This window comes from Pseudomonas sp. P5_A2_2 (assembly GCF_054177685.1).
Window position 1 is genome coordinate 23,761 of sequence record NZ_JBGCUL010000004.1, and the last position, 17,970, is coordinate 41,730.

Annotated in this window: 15 protein-coding genes and 1 pseudogene; 7 read left to right on the plus strand and 9 right to left on the minus strand. The window is 59.6% G+C overall.

What is annotated here, in order from left to right; genetic code table 11:
• Positions 1-20: 20 nt before the first annotated feature.
• The 5 genes from rng to mreB all read right to left on the minus strand — a co-directional run bounded on the left by rng (position 21) and on the right by mreB (position 4,958).
• Positions 21-1,478 (minus strand): ribonuclease G, encoded by a 1,458-nt coding sequence (gene rng / locus ACXRVY_RS01320; protein ID WP_007970246.1) that lies wholly within the window; start codon positions 1,476-1,478, stop codon positions 21-23.
• 57 nt (positions 1,479-1,535) lie between these two features.
• Positions 1,536-2,132, minus strand: a complete 597-nt coding sequence (locus ACXRVY_RS01325; protein WP_223458687.1) for a Maf family protein — start codon at positions 2,130-2,132, stop codon at positions 1,536-1,538.
• 32 nt (positions 2,133-2,164) lie between these two features.
• Positions 2,165-2,656, minus strand: a complete 492-nt coding sequence (gene mreD / locus ACXRVY_RS01330) for a rod shape-determining protein MreD (RefSeq protein WP_103394147.1) — start codon at positions 2,654-2,656, stop codon at positions 2,165-2,167.
• Positions 2,656-3,729 (minus strand): rod shape-determining protein MreC, encoded by a 1,074-nt coding sequence (gene mreC, locus ACXRVY_RS01335; RefSeq protein ID WP_458236971.1) that lies wholly within the window; start codon positions 3,727-3,729, stop codon positions 2,656-2,658. Before mreC ends, mreD begins: the two co-directional genes overlap by 1 nt.
• A gap of 191 nt (positions 3,730-3,920) precedes the next feature.
• The gene (gene mreB / locus ACXRVY_RS01340) at positions 3,921-4,958 is read right to left on the minus strand and encodes a rod shape-determining protein MreB (RefSeq protein WP_002555108.1); all 1,038 of its coding nucleotides are present in this window, start codon (positions 4,956-4,958) and stop codon (positions 3,921-3,923) included.
• Positions 4,959-5,169: 211 nt separating this feature from the next.
• Here mreB and gatC point away from each other — a divergent pair, with 211 nt between their 5' ends.
• The 7 genes and pseudogenes from gatC to ACXRVY_RS01375 all read left to right on the plus strand — a co-directional run bounded on the left by gatC (position 5,170) and on the right by ACXRVY_RS01375 (position 12,286).
• A complete protein-coding gene (gene gatC, locus ACXRVY_RS01345; RefSeq protein ID WP_007901429.1) occupies positions 5,170-5,457 on the plus strand; it encodes an Asp-tRNA(Asn)/Glu-tRNA(Gln) amidotransferase subunit GatC in 288 nt (95 codons plus the stop codon).
• Positions 5,458-5,473: 16 nt separating this feature from the next.
• Positions 5,474-6,925, plus strand: a complete 1,452-nt coding sequence (gene gatA, locus ACXRVY_RS01350) for an Asp-tRNA(Asn)/Glu-tRNA(Gln) amidotransferase subunit GatA (RefSeq protein ID WP_223458685.1) — start codon at positions 5,474-5,476, stop codon at positions 6,923-6,925.
• Positions 6,926-7,071: 146 nt separating this feature from the next.
• A pseudogene (gene gatB / locus ACXRVY_RS01355) lies at positions 7,072-8,520 on the plus strand (Asp-tRNA(Asn)/Glu-tRNA(Gln) amidotransferase subunit GatB); the annotation flags it as partial.
• Positions 8,521-8,699: 179 nt separating this feature from the next.
• Complete coding sequence (locus ACXRVY_RS01360; protein ID WP_223458683.1) at positions 8,700-9,074, plus strand: septal ring lytic transglycosylase RlpA family protein; 375 nt, start codon at positions 8,700-8,702, stop codon at positions 9,072-9,074.
• Positions 9,075-9,124: 50 nt separating this feature from the next.
• The gene (locus tag ACXRVY_RS01365; RefSeq protein WP_223458681.1) at positions 9,125-10,186 is read left to right on the plus strand and encodes a calcium/sodium antiporter; all 1,062 of its coding nucleotides are present in this window, start codon (positions 9,125-9,127) and stop codon (positions 10,184-10,186) included.
• Positions 10,183-10,563 carry a carboxymuconolactone decarboxylase family protein gene (locus ACXRVY_RS01370; RefSeq protein WP_223458679.1) on the plus strand — a complete coding sequence of 127 codons (381 nt, stop codon included), beginning with the start codon at positions 10,183-10,185 and terminating at the stop codon, positions 10,561-10,563. Before ACXRVY_RS01365 ends, ACXRVY_RS01370 begins: the two co-directional genes overlap by 4 nt.
• A 235-nt stretch (positions 10,564-10,798) precedes the next feature.
• Positions 10,799-12,286: a PhoPQ-activated pathogenicity-related family protein gene (locus ACXRVY_RS01375; RefSeq protein WP_223458676.1), complete on the plus strand. Its 1,488-nt coding sequence runs from the start codon at positions 10,799-10,801 to the stop codon at positions 12,284-12,286.
• Here ACXRVY_RS01375 and ACXRVY_RS01380 read toward each other — a convergent pair.
• The 4 genes from ACXRVY_RS01380 to ACXRVY_RS01395 all read right to left on the minus strand — a co-directional run bounded on the left by ACXRVY_RS01380 (position 12,283) and on the right by ACXRVY_RS01395 (position 17,951).
• Positions 12,283-13,224: an AEC family transporter gene (locus tag ACXRVY_RS01380; RefSeq protein ID WP_223458674.1), complete on the minus strand. Its 942-nt coding sequence runs from the start codon at positions 13,222-13,224 to the stop codon at positions 12,283-12,285. The two genes, ACXRVY_RS01375 and ACXRVY_RS01380, sit on opposite strands and share 4 nt — an antisense overlap.
• Positions 13,225-13,407: 183 nt before the next feature.
• Positions 13,408-14,961 (minus strand): galactarate dehydratase, encoded by a 1,554-nt coding sequence (gene garD / locus ACXRVY_RS01385; RefSeq protein ID WP_223458672.1) that lies wholly within the window; start codon positions 14,959-14,961, stop codon positions 13,408-13,410.
• Between the two features lie 11 nt (positions 14,962-14,972).
• Complete coding sequence (locus tag ACXRVY_RS01390) at positions 14,973-16,343, minus strand: MFS transporter (RefSeq protein ID WP_223458670.1); 1,371 nt, start codon at positions 16,341-16,343, stop codon at positions 14,973-14,975.
• Positions 16,344-16,505: 162 nt separating this feature from the next.
• Positions 16,506-17,951, minus strand: coding sequence for an aldehyde dehydrogenase family protein (locus ACXRVY_RS01395; protein ID WP_223458667.1), 1,446 nt, complete (start codon positions 17,949-17,951; stop codon positions 16,506-16,508).
• Between the last annotated feature and the right edge of the window lie 19 nt (positions 17,952-17,970).

The window sequence follows — 17,970 nt, forward strand, 5'->3', positions numbered from 1 at the left end:
AACAATCAAAACGATACGCTTCAGAGCAGCACCACGTCGTATTGTTCCTGGGAATACATGGTTTCGACCTGAAAGCGGATGGTGCGCCCGATAAACCCTTCCAGCTCGGCGACGTTGCCCGACTCTTCGTCGAGCAGGCGGTCCACCACTTTCTGGTTTGCCAATACACGATAGCCTTCCGCCTGATAGGCGCGTGCTTCACGCAGGATTTCGCGGAAGATTTCGTAGCAAACGGTTTCCGGGGTCTTGAGCTTGCCGCGCCCCTGACAGGCGTTGCACGGCTCGCACAACACTTGTTCAAGGCTTTCGCGGGTGCGCTTGCGGGTCATCTGCACCAGGCCCAGTTCGGTGATACCGATGATGTTGGTCTTGGCGTGATCGCGCTCCAGTTGCTTTTCGAGCGTGCGCAACACCTGGCGCTGGTGTTCTTCATCTTCCATGTCGATGAAGTCGATGATGATGATTCCGCCGAGGTTGCGCAGGCGCAATTGACGAGCGATGGCTGTCGCGGCTTCGAGGTTGGTCTTGAAAATGGTTTCTTCGAGGTTGCGATGGCCGACGAACGCCCCGGTGTTGACGTCGATGGTGCTCATGGCTTCCGCCGGGTCGACCACCAGGTAACCGCCGGACTTGAGCGGGACCTTGCGCTCGAGAGCCTTCTGGATTTCGTCTTCGACGCCATACAGGTCAAAAATCGGCCGCTCGCCCGGGTAATGCTCCAGACGGTCGGCAATCTCGGGCATCAATTCGGCGACGAATTGCGTGGTTTTCTGGAAGGTTTCCCGGGAGTCGATACGGATCTTCTCGATTTTCGGGCTCACCAGATCACGCAGGGTGCGCAGCGCCAAACCGAGGTCTTCGTAGATCACGCTGGGCGCGCTGATGGTTTTGATCTGGGCGCTGATCTGATCCCAGAGCCTTCGCAGGTAGCGGATGTCCATGAGGATTTCATCGGCGCCGGCGCCTTCGGCTGCCGTGCGCAGAATGAAACCGCCAGCTTCCTTGATCCCTTCCTTGGCCACGCAATCGGTGACCACTTGCTTGAGTCGCTCGCGCTCGGCCTCGTCTTCGATCTTCAGGGAAATGCCGACATGGGCCGTGCGTGGCATGTACACCAGGTAACGCGAAGGGATCGACAGCTGAGTGGTCAGGCGCGCGCCCTTGGAACCGATCGGGTCCTTGGTCACTTGCACCACCAGGCTCTGGCCTTCGTGCACCAGTGCACTGATGCTCTCGACCGCCGGGCCTTCGCGCAGGGAAATTTCCGACGCATGAATGAATGCAGCACGATCCAGGCCGATATCGACGAATGCTGCCTGCATCCCCGGCAATACCCGCACGACTTTGCCTTTATAGATGTTGCCGACGATCCCGCGCTTTTGCGTGCGCTCGACATGGACCTCTTGCAGGACACCGTTTTCGACCACCGCCACGCGTGATTCCATCGGCGTGATGTTGATCAGGATCTCTTCACTCATGGCAGGGTCTCGTTCAGGCATGTTCACGATAATGGCCGCATCTGTTCAGGACGACGCTTAAAGCGCGTTCCGGGGTTGCCAACAGGGTATGCCGAAATGGCCGAGCAGTTCCGCGGTTTCGCAAAGCGGTAGTCCGACTACCGCTGAATAACTTCCATTGAGCCCGGCGACAAACACCGCACCCAGTCCTTGAATGCCATAACCGCCCGCCTTGTCCCGTGGTTCGCCGCTGGCCCAGTAGGCCGCGGCTTCATCGCGACTGATAGCACGAAATCGCACCCGACTGGTGACAACCCAGGACTCGCAACGTTCGCCATCGAGCACGGCAATCGCGGTCAGGACCTCATGCTCACACCCTGACAACATCATCAGCATGGCGCACGCATCCGCTTGATCAACCGGTTTGCCGAGAATTTTTCCATCGAGCACCACGGCGGTATCGGCGCCGAGCACGCAGAACGGTTCGTCAGACACGACGCCGCCGCGCCCGGCCTCGGCCTTGCCGCGCGCCAGGCGCTCGACGTAGGCCGATGGGGATTCTTGAGCTATAGGGGTTTCATCGATGTCCGCACTGACGGCGGAGAACGGAACGCCGATCTGCGTGAGCAATTCACGCCGACGCGGCGAGCCAGAGGCGAGGTACAACCGTTTCATCAAGACCTCTCCCTGTCTAATGCCTGAGCGAATCAATTGATTTTGTAGCGTCGACGCAATCCGCGCAAACCGAAACTGATCCAGGGCCAGAGCAATGCACTGACCAGTGCCGGCAGCACCAGCGCCAGCGTCGGCTGACGATTGCCGGTCAAGGCACTGAGCCATAGTTGTACAAGCTGGGCGAGGCCGAAGATCACCAGGATCACCAGGCTCTGTTGCCACATCGGGAACATCCGCAGACGTTGCTGCAGCGCCAGCACCAGGTAGGTGATGAGGGTCAGGATCAAGGCGTTCTGCCCCAGCAAGGTACCGTAGAGCACGTCTTCAGCCAGCCCCAGGCAAAACGCCGTCACCATCCCGACGGTCTGAGGCAGGTTCAACGCCCAGAATGCCAGCAACAAGGCCAGCCACAGCGGGCGCAGGATTTCCATGAATTGCGGCAGAGGCGAAACGCTCAACAGCAGACCGACGGCGAACGTCAGCCAGACTATCCAGCCGTTTCGGGATGCTTTTACACCGGCCATTATTCTCTTCCCACAGGAGTGGCCGGCGCAGAGGCCGGCGGCTTGGCGGCAGGCTTCGCAGCAACGGGCTTGGTGGCCGGCGGTTTAGCGGCCGCCGGTTTGGCTGGCGTGGTGGCCGGTTTTGCCGGCGCAGCAGTTGCCGGGGTCGCCGTGGCAGGCGCCGCGGGTGCAGCGGCCGGCACAGCCGGGGCTGCCGGATTGACCAGTTTCGGCACCGTCGCCGGAATGATCGGCCCACCGCCCTGCGCGTCCAGGCTTTCCTGAGCCTGGGCGGCGTCGTTGGCGCGCTCTTCGGCAGTCCGGTTGTCGCTGAACACCAACAGCAGGTAACGGCTACGGTTCAAGGCGGCGGTCGGAATGGCGCGGACAATGGCAAACGGCTGGCCGGAATCGTGAATCACTTCCTTGACCGTCGCCACCGGATAACCGGCCGGGAAACGTTGGCCGAGACCGGAACTGACCAGCAAGTCGCCTTCCTTGATGTCGGCGGTATCGGCCACATGCCGCAACTCGAGACGTTCCGGGTTACCGGTGCCGCTGGCAATCGCCCGCAAACCGTTACGGTTCACCTGCACCGGAATACTGTGGGTGGTATCGGTCAGCAGCAAGACACGGGAGGTGTAGGGCATCAACTCGACCACCTGGCCCATCAGGCCACGGGCATCGAGCACTGGCTGGCCGAGGACCACGCCGTCACGCTCACCTTTGTTGATGATGATGCGATGGGTGAAGGGGTTGGGGTCCATGCCGATCAACTCGGCCACTTCGACCTTCTCGTTGACCAGTGCCGACGAGTTGAGCAACTCGCGCAGCCGAACATTCTGCTCAGTCAGGGAGGCAAGCTTCTGCATGCGCCCCTGCAACAGCAGGTTTTCGCTTTTGAGTTTTTCGTTTTCGGCGACGAGTTCGGTCCGGCTGCCAAACTGACTGGCAACGCCTTCCCACAGTCGTCMAGGCAGGTCAGTGATCCAGTAGGCGTCCATCAGCACCAGCGACATCTGGCTGCGTGCAGGCTTGAGCAGACTGAAACGGGCATCGACCACCATCAGCGCGACCGATAGCACGACCAGCACCAACAGGCGCACGCCCAGTGAAGGGCCCTTGGTGAAAAGCGGTTTAATAAGCCGCTCCTTCCAGGCAAATGTTCTGTTTATTCATACGGCGGCAATCCGGCCTGGATGCAGACTGACAGAAGATAAACGCGAACAGGCAGCACTGCAAAGTGCCGCCTGCGCGCTCAACAGCATAGAGGCGATCCGGCGACTTATTCGCTGGAAAGCAGGTCCATGGTGTGTTTATCCATCATTTCCAATGCACGGCCACCGCCGCGAGCAACGCAGGTCAGCGGGTCTTCGGCAACGATCACCGGCAGACCGGTTTCCTGGGCCAGCAATTTGTCCAGGTCACGCAGCAAGGCGCCACCACCGGTCAGTACCAGGCCACGCTCGGCGATGTCGGAAGCCAGTTCCGGAGGCGATTGCTCCAGGGCGCTTTTCACGGCCTGAACGATGGTCGCCAGGGACTCTTGCAGAGCTTCCAGCACTTCGTTGGAGTTCAGGGTGAATGCGCGCGGAACGCCTTCGGCCAGGTTACGGCCACGAACATCGACTTCGCGAACTTCGCCGCCCGGGTAGGCCGTACCGATTTCCTGCTTGATGCGCTCGGCGGTGGATTCGCCGATCAGGCTGCCGTAGTTGCGACGCACGTAGGTGATGATCGCTTCGTCGAAACGGTCGCCGCCAACGCGTACGGATTCGGCGTAAACCACGCCGTTCAGGGAGATCAGCGCGATTTCAGTGGTACCGCCACCGATATCCACGACCATCGAACCGCGAGCTTCTTCAACCGGCAGGCCGGCACCGATCGCAGCGGCCATTGGCTCCTCGATCAGGAATACTTCACGGGCACCGGCGCCAAGGGCCGATTCACGGATGGCACGACGCTCAACCTGGGTGGATTTGCATGGAACGCAGATCAACACGCGAGGGCTAGGCTGCAGGAAGCTGTTTTCGTGAACCTTGTTGATAAAGTACTGCAGCATTTTTTCGCACACGCTGAAGTCAGCGATCACGCCGTCCTTCATCGGACGAATGGCAGCGATGTTGCCCGGTGTACGGCCGAGCATGCGCTTGGCTTCGGTGCCGACAGCAACGACACTTTTCTGGTTACCGTGTGTCCGAATGGCCACAACGGAGGGCTCATTCAGGACGATACCGCGCTCGCGCACGTAAATAAGGGTGTTGGCAGTGCCCAGGTCAATGGAAAGATCGCTGGAAAACATGCCACGCAGTTTCTTGAACATGGGAAAGGGACCCTAGGCAACGCGTGGGTAAAAAAGTGCGGCAAACTCTAACAACGACAGGGATTTTGGGCAAGGCGCCAATATGTTAAATTGGCCGCTTTTCTGTGCACCAAGCCCCACAATCGCGGCCTTATGACCGTAGAAGTGCGGTAGTGTTCCGACAATCTAACACACGGACGCGGTCCGTTTTGTTTTCCACTGGAGAATCCCAATGGCGCTAGAACGCTCCGACGTGGAAAAAATCGCTCATCTGGCCTGCCTTGGCCTCAATGATGCCGATCTTCCACACATCACTTCGGCCCTCAACAGCATTCTCGGGCTGGTCGACGAAATGCAGGCGGTCAATACCGACGGTATCGAACCGCTGGCCCACCCACTGGAAGCCAGCCAGCGCCTGCGTGCAGACGTCGTGACCGAGACCAATCACCGCGAGGCCTACCAGTCCATCGCACCAGCGGTCGAAAACGGCCTGTACCTGGTTCCGAAAGTCATCGACTAAAGGGAAAGAGCCTGCAATGCATCAATTGACTCTGGCCGAGATCGCCCGCGGACTCGCCGATAAAAAGTTTTCCTCCGAAGAGCTGACCAAAGTCCTGCTGGCGCGCATCGCCCAGCTCGATCCGCAGCTCAACAGTTTCATCAGCCTCACCGAGGACCTGGCGCTGACGCAGGCGAAAGCCGCTGACGCCCGCCGGGCCAATGGTGAGAGCGGCGCCCTGCTCGGCGCGCCGATCGCCCACAAGGACCTGTTTTGCACCCAGGGCATTCGCACCAGCTGCGGCTCGAAGATGCTCGACAACTTCAAGGCACCGTACGACGCCACTGTCGTCGCCAAACTGGCCGCTGCCGGGGCCGTGACCCTGGGCAAGACCAACATGGACGAATTCGCCATGGGTTCGGCCAACGAGTCGAGCTACTACGGCGCGGTGAAAAACCCGTGGAACCTGGAACACGTGCCTGGCGGTTCGTCCGGCGGCTCCGCTGCGGCGGTTGCCGCTCGTCTGTTGCCAGCGGCCACCGGCACCGACACCGGCGGTTCGATCCGTCAGCCAGCAGCACTGACCAACCTCACCGGCCTGAAACCGACCTACGGTCGCGTTTCGCGCTGGGGCATGATTGCCTACGCGTCCAGCCTCGATCAGGGCGGCCCATTGGCCCGCACCGCCGAAGACTGTGCGATCCTGCTGCAAGGCATGGCTGGCTTCGATCCAAATGACTCCACCAGCATCGACGAACCCGTGCCTGATTACAGCGCCGGCCTCAACGGTTCGCTGCAAGGCCTGCGCATCGGCGTGCCGAAGGAATACTTCAGCGCCGGTCTCGACCCACGCATCGCCGATCTGGTCATGGCCAGCGTTGAAGAATTGAAAAAGCTCGGCGCGGTGGTCAAGGAAATCAGCCTGCCGAACATGCAGCACGCGATCCCTGCGTACTACGTGATCGCCCCGGCGGAAGCCTCTTCCAACCTGTCGCGTTTCGACGGCGTGCGTTTCGGCTACCGCTGCGAAGACCCGAAAAACCTGGAAGACCTGTACAAGCGCTCCCGTGGCGAAGGCTTCGGCCCGGAAGTTCAGCGCCGGATCATGGTTGGCGCCTATGCGCTGTCCGCCGGTTACTACGACGCCTACTACCTCAAGGCGCAGAAGATTCGTCGCTTGATCAAGAACGACTTCATGGCGGCCTTCAATGAGGTCGACATCATCCTCGGCCCAACCACGCCGAACCCGGCCTGGAAGCTCGGCGCCAAAAACAGCGACCCGGTCGCTGCGTACCTGGAAGACGTCTACACCATCACCGCCAACCTCGCCGGTCTGCCGGGCTTGTCCATGCCTGCAGGTTTTGTCGATGGCCTGCCGGTCGGCGTGCAGTTGCTCGCCCCGTATTTCCAGGAAGGCCGCCTGTTGAACGTTGCCCACCAGTATCAGTTACACACTGACTGGCACACCCGCACCCCGCAGGGGTTTTGAAACTGCTGCGCTCGGTAATGCTGCGTTGAAAACTGGCTCGTAATGCTCATTGACTAAAGTCAACTCCGCTTACTCGCCAGTTTTCGCCTTGCCTTACCTTCGCTCGCGACGTTTCAAAATCCCCAGCAAAGGCTTCTGAGGAGACACACATGCAATGGGAAGTCGTGATCGGGCTGGAGATTCACACCCAGCTCACCACCCGGTCGAAAATCTTTTCCGGTAGTTCAACTACTTTCGGTTCCGAGCCGAACACCCAGGCCAGCCTGATCGACCTGGGCATGCCTGGCGTATTGCCGGTGCTGAACCAGGAAGCGGTGCGCATGGCGGTGATGTTCGGTCTGGCGATTGACGCCGAGATCGGCCAGCACAACGTGTTCGCCCGTAAAAACTATTTCTACCCGGATCTGCCGAAGGGCTATCAGATCAGCCAGATGGAATTGCCGATCGTCGGCAAGGGCCACCTGGACATCGCCCTCGAAGACGGCACGGTCAAACGCGTCGGCATCACCCGCGCGCATCTGGAAGAAGACGCCGGCAAGAGCCTGCACGAAGAATTCAGCGGCGCCAGCGGCATCGACCTGAACCGTGCCGGCACGCCGTTGCTGGAAATCGTCTCCGAGCCGGACATGCGCAGCGCCAAGGAAGCCGTGGCTTACGTCAAGGCGATCCACGCGCTGGTGCGCTACCTGGGTATCTGCGACGGCAACATGGCCGAAGGTTCGCTGCGTTGCGACTGCAACGTGTCGATCCGTCCGAAAGGCCAGGTCGAATTCGGCACCCGCTGCGAGATCAAGAACGTCAACTCGTTCCGTTTCATCGAGAAGGCGATCAACTCCGAGATCCAGCGTCAGATCGAGCTGATCGAAGACGGCGGAAAAGTGATCCAGCAGACCCGCCTGTACGATCCGAACAAGGACGAAACCCGTCCGATGCGCAGCAAAGAGGAAGCCAACGACTACCGTTACTTCCCCGATCCGGACCTGCTGCCGGTAGTCATCGAGAACTCGTTCCTTGACGACGTGCGCGCCACCCTGCCGGAATTGCCACCGCAGAAACGCGAGCGCTTCCAGGAGCAATTCGGCCTGTCGGTCTACGATGCCAGCGTCCTGGCCACCAGCCGTGAGCAAGCCGACTACTTCGAAAAAGTCGCGAGCATTGGCGGCGATGCCAAACTGGCGGCGAACTGGGTGATGGTCGAGTTGGGTAGCCTGCTCAACAAGCAAGGCCTGGACATCGAAGAGTCGCCGGTTTCCGCCGAGCTTCTGGGTGGCATGCTGTTGCGCATCAAGGACAACACCATCTCCGGCAAGATCGCCAAGGTGGTGTTCGAAGCGATGGCCAACGGCGAAGGCAGCGCGGACGAGATCATCGACAAGCGCGGCCTCAAGCAAGTGACCGACACCGGCGCCATCTCGGCGGTACTGGACGAAATGCTCGCGGCCAACGCCGAGCAGGTCGAGCAATACCGTGCGGCAGACGAAGCCAAGCGCGGCAAAATGTTCGGCTTCTTCGTCGGTCAGGCCATGAAAGCCTCCAAAGGCAAGGCCAACCCGCAACAGGTCAACGAACTGCTGAAAAGTAAGCTCGAAGGCTGATGAGGATGGAGCCAGCTCTAAAATCTGGCTCCATTCCCTGCGGGAGCGACGGTGCGACGATTCGACCTGCTCGCGGTTGCGGTCCGGCACTCAACGATGAGTTGACTGTCAGAATGTCAATCGCGACCAAGTCGGACCGCCGCACCGTCGCTCCCACATTTGTTTTCGGAAGCTTTCAAATGAAGCGTCTACTTGGACTTTGCGCCCTCCTCTCGCTCCTGGCCGGTTGCGCCAGCACCGACACTGTCGATCCACACGGCTACGACAAAACCGGCGTGGCTTCGTATTACGGCGCCAAACACCAAGGCAAACGTACCGCCAGCGGCGAACGTTTCAACAAGAATTCCATGACCGCCGCCCATCGTCAGTTGCCTTTTGGCACGCGGGTGAAGATCACCAATCTGAACAACGACAAGTCCTGCGTGGTCCGCATCAATGATCGCGGCCCGTACAGCCGTGGACGCCTGATCGACCTGTCCCATGAAGCCGCCGAACGTTTGGGCATGCTCAAAAGCGGCACCGCACGGGTTCGCGTACAAGCCCTCGACGACTGACCGATGGAGCCCCGACCATTTTCGGATTAGCCGATTTACCCCTGATCAGCGTGATCGAATTGCTCAGCGGATTGCTCCTGCTGATTGTCGGCGCCGAATTGATGGTGCGCGCCGCCGTACGCATTGCCGCACGGTTGCACATACGCCCGCTGATCATCGGCCTGACCATCGTCGCCCTCGGCAGCAGCGCCCCGCAGATGGCGGTCAGCCTGCAAGCCACCCTGGCGCACAACGCCGACATCGCGGTCGGCAGTGTGATCGGCAGCAGCATTTTCAACATCCTTGTCACCCTCGGATTGTCCGCGCTGATCATTCCGTTGAGGGTTTCCCGACAACTGGTGCGTCTGGATATTCCGTTGATGATCGGTGCCAGCCTGTTGGTTTTCCTACTCGCCTGGAATGAAGAACTGACCCGGGCCGACGGCGTGATATTGCTTGCCGCTCTGGCGATTTACCTGGGCTTGTTGCTGCGCCAGTCGCGACACTCGGCACGGCCGGTATCAAGCCATGACCACCACCCGCAAGCGCCATGGCTGAGCAGCTTGCTGATGATCGTCGCCGGACTGGCGATGCTGGTGTACGCCGGGCACTTGTTGCTGGGTGCAGCGGTTGCGGTCGCCACCGATTTTGGGTTGTCGGAGCGGATCATCGGCCTGACCATCGTCGCTGTCAGCACGTCACTGCCTGAGCTCGCCACTTCGTTGATCGCCGCAATGCGCGGCGAGCGCGAGATTGCCGTGGGCAACGTGATTGGCAGCAACCTGTTCAACCTCTTGGGCGTGCTCGGCATTACCGCACTGGTGGCGCCGTCGCCGCTGTCGGTGTCGCCCAACGCCCTGGATTTCGACCTGCCGGTGATGCTCGGCGTCGCGGCGCTATGCCTGCCGGTGTTTTACTCCGGCTACCGGGTGACCCGCGCCGAAGGCCTGCTGTTTCTGGGTTTGTACCTGGCCTATGGACTGCACGTGGTGTCGTTCACCACCGGCATGCCACTGGCCGGCAAGCTGGAACACTTGATGCTGCTTTTCGTCCTGCCGGCGTTGGTGGCGTTTTTACTGTTCACGTCGCTACGCGCATGGCGTCGCCAACACCATAAGAGGGAAGTCCCATGACCGAGAATAAAAAACCCGGCGTTGAAGTTCGCCGCCAAGTGATGGGTGACGCCTTCGTCGACCGCGCACTGGGCAACGCCACCGAGTTCACCCAGCCGTTGCAGGATTTCGTCAATGAACATGCCTGGGGCGCAGTCTGGAACCGTGAAGGTCTGCCATTGAAAACCCGCAGCCTGATCACCCTTGCCGCCCTGACAGCGCTCAAATGCCCGCAGGAGTTGAAAGGTCACGTGCGCGGCGCGCTGAACAACGGCTGCACCGTGGAAGAAATTCGCGAGGCGCTGCTGCATTGCGCGGTGTATGCCGGCGTGCCGGCGGCGATCGATGCGTTTCGGGCGGCGCAGGAAGTGATCGAGCAATACCAGCAGCCTCAATAACGCAAAAACATTCATTCAACGGAGAGACTTTTGTTTCTCCGTTGAATCTGCACAACCAGTAAAAATCATTGAACTTACATTTATACTTGCAACTTCCAAATACAAATATCCCGACAAACAATACCCATTAAAAAACACTTTCAATATCAACACCACAAAGACAAACTTTTCCGACCGCAGATATCCCCGCAAAAAAATAAATAAAATATAATTTGAAACAAGCGAGAGCCAATCCATGCGATCCAGTCTTTGTGTCATTCTTTCGAGCACCTGCATTTCTCTTGCACTTGCAAGTCTTACCGTACAAGCCGAAACTTCCGCGAATGCCTGCCTGGGCAGCCCTTACAACTTCAGTGAAGTATTGAACTGCTACAAAAAAGAGGAAGCCTCCAAGCCATTACTCTACGTTGCAAAAGGCACCGAAACCTTTCCAGGTGTCGAAAAGCGCAGCTTTGAGCTCTCCTCCCAGCGCTGGTCACCTGATGGACTGGTCAGCCCGGAACAATGGAAACATGACGTGGATATCTATATCCCCCACAATGCCGCTCGCGGACAGGCAGTGTTAGTCGCGAATAACGGAACCAACATCCCCGCCGGCAAAAAAGCGGCATCTGACCCCACAGACTTCACTCAAGCCATGGCACTGGAAGTTGCGCGCAAAACCGGCACCATTGTCATTTCGCTCAGCAACATCCCCAACCAATATTTGACGTATGCCGATGACGGTCGCGCCCGTACAGAAGATTCAAGTGTTGCCCATAGTTGGAAGCTGTTTCTGAACAATCCCGAAGCGCGCCCATACATGTCGGTGCATGTTCCGATGATGGCATCGCTGGTCAAGACCATGGATCTCGCCCAGAAGGAACTTGGGCCATGGCAAGTTGACCAATTCATTGCCACCGGGGCATCGAAACGCGCCTGGGCAGCCTGGCTTTCGGCAATTGCCGATGAGCGAATCAATGCCGTCGTGCCGTTTGTCATTGATGGTCTCGGTACAGACAAAGTACTCGAGCATACCTATCAAACCTTTGGAAAAAACTGGCCGCTGGCCTTCTATGACTATCATGGCGAAGGCGTTCTGAGTCAGCGACACAGTGAAAACTTCAAAAAACTGATGAAAATCGAAGATCCGATGACCTACCTGGACAGTGCCTACGCAGAGCGATTGTCGATCCCGAAATATATCGTGAACGCCAGCAGCGATGATTTTTTCGCGCCCGACAACTCGGACTTCTATTTTGACCAGTTGCCAGGACCGAAGAGCTTGCGCGTCGCCCCTAATGCCAGTCACACCGGGATCAGGCAATTTGTCGAGAATTCGCTGATTTCAGTGGTCAACCGGTGGCAGCAGGATCGCCCACTACCCACCATCACGACCAACGCAACCACACTTGCAACGGGCAAAACGGTTTCGCTGCAGTTCACCGAAGCGCCGGTTCAGGTCACTCAGTGGACCGCGGTGAATCCGATGGCGCGAGACTTCCGCGATGCCTGCGCAATTCGCTACGAGCCGACAAACATCACCCCTTCCTCGCCTTTGAGCGCCCAGGTACAGATTGATACGCCCGAGCAGGGCTGGGCAGCGAGCTTTGTCGAGGCGACCTTCGCCGATGGTTTTGTCACCACCACACCGGTGCAGATCACGCCTGATCGCTACCCGAATGCAGCACCTCCAGAGACCGGGCCCATGTGCAAAACCTTGCCCGATGTGGCCAGCCGCTAAATCCAGCCGCCCCACTGCAACAAAAAGATCCCGATATTCGTGGTCACGGCAGCCATCAACGTGGTGATCACGATGATGGCTGCCGCCAATTCATGATTGCCTTCGGCGGCACGGGCCATCACAAAGCTGGCCGCTGCCGTCGGGCTGCCGAAGTACAGAAACAGAATCCCCAGTTCCGCCCCACGAAAGCCCCACAGCCATGCCCCCAGCGTCGCCAGCACCGGCAGGCCGATCATCTTCATCAGGCTTGAACTCAGCGCCATGTTGCCGCTTTTGCGCAGTGCCGCCAGGGACAGCGTGCCGCCAATGCAGATCAGCGCCAGCGGCAGCGTGGTTTGCGCCAGATACTGGCCGGAGGTCTCCAGCCATCCCGGCAAACCGATCTTGAACCAGGCGAACGGTGCGGCCGCAATCACGCTGATGATCAGCGGATTGCTGAAAACGCTTTTGCAGATACTCCACGGATCGGACTTGATCACCGGGCTGTAGACCGCCAGCACAATGGTCGAGAGCGTGTTGTAAAACAGGATCACCAGCGCCGCGAGAATCGCCCCGAGGGAAATCCCGTAAGCACCGTACATGCTCGCCGCCAGCGCCAGGCCGATGACCCCGTTGTTACCGCGAAAGGCGCCCTGGGTGTAGATCCCGCGATCTTCCCGCGGACACTTCCAGATCGCCCAGCCCCAGGCAATGGCAAAACACACCAGCGTCGCCACGGAGAAATAGATCAACAGCGCCGGCTGCAATGCCGCGTGCAGGTCGGCATGCAGGATGCCCAGAAACAGCAACGCCGGCATGGTGACGTTGAACACCAGTGCCGACGCGGTGTGGATGAAATTATCGTTGATCCAATCGATGCGCTTGAGCAGCACCCCCAGAAACAGCATGGCAAACACCGGCGCGGTGATGTTCAGGGTTTCGAGGAAAATTGCCAGCATGCCGGGGGTAACCTTGGTGGGCGTCGTTAGGAGGCTAATGATAAGCCACCAAGGACATCGGCGTCTGGTAGACCGTCATCGCGGGCAAGCCCGCTCCCACAGGATCCTCAGTGTTCATGCGTTTTATGCAACGCAAAAGTCCCTGTGGGAGCTGGCTTGCCAGCAATGAACGATAACGCGATATCAGGTAATCGGCGCCGGGTTGAACAGGGTGATGTCGTTATGCAGTTTGTGCTGCTCGGCCCACGTCTGTTTCTTGCCGCTGGCCACATCCAGGTAGTAGTGGAACAGCTCCCAGCCCAGTTCCTCGATCGATACGCGGCCGGTGGCAATACGCCCGGCGTCGATGTCGATCAGGTCCGGCCAGCGTTGCGCCAGTTCGGTCCGGGTCGAGACCTTGATGACCGGGGCCATGGCCAACCCGTAAGGCGTACCACGACCGGTGGTGAATACATGCAGGTTCATCCCCGCCGCCAGCTGCAACGTCCCGCAGACAAAGTCGCTGGCCGGGGTCGCGCAGAAGATCAGGCCTTTGCGCTTGAAACGCTCGCCAGGGCCAAGCACGCCATTGATCGCGCTGCTGCCGGACTTGACGATCGAGCCCAGGGACTTCTCGACAATGTTCGACAACCCGCCCTTCTTGTTGCCCGGCGTGGTGTTGGCGCTACGATCCGCTTCACCCTTGGCCAGGTAGCGGTCGTACCAGTCCATTTCCCGCACCAGTTCCTGGGCGACGCCCTGGTTTTCCGCGCGGGAGGTCAGCAGGTAAATGGCATCGCGCACTTCGGTGACTTCGGAAAACATCACCGTCGCGCCGGCCCGCAGCAACAGGTCCGAGGCATAACCGAGTGCCGGGTTGGCGGTGATACCGGAGAACGCATCACTGCCGCCGCACTGCATGCCGAGGATCAGCTCGGACGCCGGTACGGTTTCCCGACGGCGCTGATCGAGCTTCTTCAAGCGCGTCTCGGCCAGTTCCATGATCTGCTCGATCATCTCGGTGAAGCCGTGGCTGGAATCCTGCAAGCGGTACAACCAAGGCTCGCTGAGATCCACCGAGCTGTCGTTGTCGTGCATCACCTGCCCGGCTTGCAATTTCTCGCAGCCCAGGCTGATCACCAGGGCTTCCCCGCCCAGGTTCGGGTTACGCGCCAGGTTGCGCACGGTGCGGATCGGGATGTAAGCGTCGGTGGCGGTGATGGCCACGCCGCAGCCGTAGCTGTGGGTCAGCGCCACCACGTCATCGACGTGCGGGTACTTGGGCAGCAACTCGTCCTTGATGCGTTTGACCGCATGATCGAGCACGCCGGTCACGCATTGCACGGTGGTGGTGATGCCGAGAATATTGCGCGTGCCGACGGTGCCGTCGGCGTTGCGATAACCCTCGAAGGTGAAGCCTTCCAGCGGTGCTTGCGCGGCCGGCACATCGGTGGACAGCGGCAGGCTGTCCAGCGGCGGCGCGGTCGGCATGCGCAGTTGATCTTCCTTGACCCAACTGCCGCGGGGAATCGGCTGCAAGGCATAGCCAATGGTCTGGCCGTAACGAATCACCTGGCCACCTTCGGGAATGTCCTCCAGGGTGACCTTGTGACTCTGCGGCACGAAGTCCACGGTGACCAGGCCGTCCGAAAATTCGGTACCGGCTGGTACGCCCTGATCATTGACCACGATGACCACGTTATCCCGCTCGTGCAGGCGGATGTAGCGCGGCGAGTCGGAATGTTCAATCAACTGCATGACGCCGCTCCTCAGGAATGCGCTTGAGACAATTTGCCAGGGGCTTGAGAACCGTTCGCTGGTGGCTCTTTGAGCACCACACGCTTGATCGGGCCCACGATCACCAGATAGCTGAACACCGCGACCAGTGCGTTGCAACCGACGAACACCAGTGCCCATTTGAACGAACCGGTGGAACTGATGATGTAGCCAATGACGATCGGGGTGGTGATGGAAGCGAGGTTACCGAATGTGTTGAACAGGCCACCGCTCAGGCCGGCGATCTGCTTCGGCGAGGTGTCGGACACCACCGCCCAACCCAGTGCACCCACGCCTTTGCCGAAGAACGCCAGGGCCATGAAGCCGACCACCATCCATTCAACATCCACGTAGTTGCAGGCCACGATGCTGCTGGAAACCAGCAGGCCGGCAATGATCGGCGCCTTGCGGGCGAAGGTCAGGGAATGGCCTTTGCGCAGCAGGTAATCGGAAATCACCCCGCCCAATACACCACCGATGAAGCCGCAGATCGCCGGCAAGGACGCAATGAAACCGGCCTTGAGAATGGTCATGCCGCGTTCCTGCACCAGGTACACCGGGAACCAGGTCAGGAAGAAGTAAGTGATGCCGTTGATGCAGTACTGGCCAAGATACACGCCGAGCATCATGCGGTTGGTCAGCAACTGCCGGATGTAGTCCCACTTCGGACCATCGGTCTTCTTGCCTTTGCCCTTGTCCTGGTCCATGTCGACCATGCCGCCGTTGTCGGCGATGTGCTTGAACTCGGCATCATTGATCATCGGGTGCTGACGCGGGCTGTGGATAACCTTCAGCCAGATCCCGGAGAAGATGATGCCRATCACGCCCATGACGATAAACACGTGCTGCCAGCCGAAGCTGTAGACGATCCAGCCCATCAGCGGTGCGAACAGTACCGTGGCGAAGTATTGCGCCGAGTTGAAGATCGCCGAGGCAGTGCCGCGCTCAGCGGTCGGGAACCAGGCCGCTACGATACGTGCGTTGCCGGGGAAGGATGGCGCTTCAGCCAGGCCTACCAGGAAGCGCAGCATGAACAGCGCAACCACTGCCGTGGACATGCCGAACTCGCCGACATAACCCTGCAGCACGGTGAACAGTGACCAGGTGAAGATACTCAACGCGTAGATTTTTTTCGAACCGAAACGGTCCAGCAGCCAGCCACCGGGGATTTGCCCGGCCACGTAGGCCCAACCGAATGCGGAGAAGATGTAGCCAAGGGTAACGGCGTCGATGCCCAGGTCTTTCTGCAGGCTGGAGCCGGCGATTGCGATGGTAGCCCGGTCGGCGTAGTTGATCGTGGTCACCAGAAACAGCATGAGCAGGATCAAATAGCGGACGTGAGTCGGCTTTTGGGTCGATTGCATGTAGATGTACTCCCACTGATTATTTTTATGCGCGGGTGAATCTTTTGTGCCCTGTAGGAGCGAGCTTGCTCGCGATGGTGGTCAACGATGACGCGGGGCATCAGGTGTACAGCCGCGACCTCGAGACCATCGCGAGCAGGCTCGCTCCTACAGGTGTTGCGTTTACGAACCGATGTAGCTGGTCTTCACGACCGTGTAAAACTCTTGCGCATAGCGACCTTGCTCACGTGATCCATAGGATGAACCTTTACGTCCACCGAACGGAACGTGGTAATCCACACCGGCGGTCGGCAGGTTGACCATCACCATCCCGGCCTGGGAGTGGCGCTTGAAGTGGTTGGCGTACTTCAGCGAGGTGGTAGCGATGCCCGCCGACAGCCCGAACTCGGTGTCGTTGGCCATGGCCAGGGCTGCTTCGTAATCGGCGACGCGGACGATGTTGGCCACCGGGCCGAAGATCTCTTCACGGCTGATGCGCATCGCAGCTGTGCTGTCGGCAAACAGGGTTGGCGCGAGGAAGTAGCCCTCGGTGTCGCACGTCACCAGACCACCGCCGCTGACYAGGCGCGCACCTTCGGACTGGCCGATATCGATGTACCTCATGTCCTGTTCGAGTTGTGCTTGCGAGACCACCGGACCGATGTCGGTGCCTGCCTTCAATGCATGGCCGACCTTGATCGACTTCATGCGCTCGGCCATGGCTTCGACGAACTGGTCGTGGATGCCAGCGGTGACAATAAAGCGGCTGGAAGCGGTGCAACGCTGGCCGGTGGAGTAGAACGCGCTCTGTACTGACAATTCGACCGCTTGCTTGAGGTCGGCGTCGTCAAGAATGATCTGCGGGTTCTTGCCACCCATTTCCAGCTGAACCTTGGCCTGGCGCGACACGCAGTTGACGGCGATCTGACGACCCACGCCCACGGAACCGGTGAAGCTGATGCCATCGACTTTCGGGCTGTTGACCAGCGCATCGCCGACCACGCGACCGCTACCCATCACCAGGTTGAACACACCGGCCGGGAAGCCTGCGCGGGAGATGATTTCGGCCAGGGCCCAGGCGCAACCCGGAACCAGGTCCGCCGGCTTGAGCACGACGCAGTTGCCATAGGCCAGGGCCGGAGCGATTTTCCATGCAGGGATGGCAATCGGGAAGTTCCATGGGGTGATCAGACCGACCACGCCCAGGGCTTCGCGAGTGACTTCAACGTTGACGCCCGGACGCACCGACGGCAAGTAGTCGCCGGACAGGCGCAGGCATTCACCGGCGAAGAATTTGAAGATGTTGCCGGCGCGGGTCACTTCGCCGATGGCTTCAGGCAGGGTCTTGCCCTCTTCCCGGGCCAGCAGGGTGCCGAGCTCTTCACGACGGGCGAGGATTTCAGTACCGACTTTGTCCAGGGAATCATGTCGCGCCTGAATGCCGGAAGTGGACCAGGCCGCAAACGCGGCACGGGCGGCGTCGATGGCGGCGTGGACCTGAGCCAGATCAGCCTTGGCGTAGTCGCCGATGGCGTCGGTCAGTTCGGACGGGTTGATGTTGGTCGAATAGTCGCCACCGGCAACCCATTCGCCGTTGATGTAGTTATCGAAACGCTTTGAATCAGCCACGGCTTGCCCCTTTTACAAG